General features: G+C 65.9%; 2 protein-coding genes and 1 tRNA gene. 1 reads left to right on the forward strand and 2 read right to left on the reverse strand.

The genetic code is table 11. The annotated features are described in order from the left end of the window. Window positions 1-461, reverse strand: a 461-nt coding sequence (locus U1700_RS14550; RefSeq protein ID WP_332753409.1) for a hypothetical protein, incomplete at its 3' end; no start/stop codon positions are given. A gap of 188 nt (window positions 462-649) precedes the next feature. Here U1700_RS14550 and U1700_RS14555 point away from each other — a divergent pair. Further along, window positions 650-725: transfer RNA gene (locus U1700_RS14555), tRNA-Val, on the forward strand. A 318-nt stretch (window positions 726-1043) separates the two neighbouring features. Here the strand turns inward: U1700_RS14555 and U1700_RS14560 are convergent. Then, window positions 1044-1367, reverse strand: a 324-nt coding sequence (locus U1700_RS14560; protein ID WP_332753410.1) for a tetratricopeptide repeat protein, incomplete at its 5' end; no start/stop codon positions are given.

The raw sequence follows: 1367 nt of genomic DNA on the forward strand, positions 1-1367 counted from the left end.
TTCAACCGCCGCCGCGCCAAGCCATCGAGCGCGCGTTCCAGCGCTGCATCGGTTTCCGCCGCGTCGGCCCGCGCCGCTTCGCCCGCGCCGTCACCGGCCCTGGCCAGCGCATCGCGACGGGCCAGCAGCTTCAGATAGAATTGCACTTCGGTGGCCGAGAGCGGCGGGGTGATGGAGAGGCCGGTGGTCCCCGCACCGGCCTCTCCCCCCTCCTGCTCCCCGGCCAACAGGGTGAGCATCCGGCGCAGCAGCCCTTCCTCGACCAGCGCGTGCGCCGCACCGATCGCCGCGTCCCAAGCCTGCCCAAAGGCCCGGTCGCGCTGCCGCAGAGCCCGTGCGGCCCGCAGCGTCTCTCCCACCGCGCGTGCCGCCGCCTCCGCATCGGCACTGACCGCCAGCGCCGCCAGGAATTGCCGTCGCCGCGCCAGCGTCCACGCTACGCCCTCCCCCGTTCCGGCCATCCCCACTCCCCAAAGCATCGAAGCGCGAACCCGACCGCTCCCCCGGTCGCACCCGCCCCTCGATGTTCTTGTTATGTACCAATGGCGCGGGAGTTTGTATCCAACAAACGAACCAAATGGGTTGGAGGTACAAAAGCGGCTTGCCAGACGCGCAGCGCATCGGCATTAGGCGGGGCTTACCCGCAAGGGGGCGATTAGCTCAGTTGGTAGAGCGTCTCGTTTACACCGAGAATGTCGGCGGTTCGAGCCCGTCATCGCCCACCATTCCCGACATCATCATATAGCCCCACCCCGGCGAAGGCCGGGGTCCAGATGCTTTATACTTTGCGGCCGGTGGAGCCCCGATGCATCGGACGATTTTATTCGCGCGGAGACGCGGAGACGCGGAGGTGTCTCGTCCGTGACAGCTCTCGACCCTGATGATCTGAAATAACCCCCCCTTCAGGGGAGGGGCCGGGGGTGGGGCGCTTCCGCAAGCGCGACGTTCGTGGAAAGGCCCCACCCCAACCCCTCCCCTGAAGTGGAGGGGCTTGCGTCGATTCAAGGCAGTGTCATCCTCCCCTCAAAGGGGATGAGCAGAATTTACTGGCACTTCGCCGCACTGCGGCCGCTGGCGATCTGGCCCTTCATCGCCGCGGACAGCTTGGCGCCATAGACATCGCTGAGTTCGTCATAGACCTTGCAGGCATCGGCGGGCTTGTTGAGCTTGATCAGCGCCTGGCCGAGATAGAGCAGACTGTCGGGCGCGCGCTCGCCGTCCGGGAATTTCTTGTAATTCTCATAGAAGGCCATCGAGGCGAGGCTGGGCTTGCCGGAATCGAGATAGCTGCGGCCCAGTAGGTTCTGCGCAAAGCTGGCACGGCGGCTCTTGGGATAGTCGGCGACCATCTTCTTCAGCGCGGCCTC

Origin of the sequence: Sphingomonas sp. RB1R13, from assembly GCF_036663775.1 — a bacterium.
Lineage (GTDB): Bacteria > Pseudomonadota > Alphaproteobacteria > Sphingomonadales > Sphingomonadaceae > Sphingomicrobium.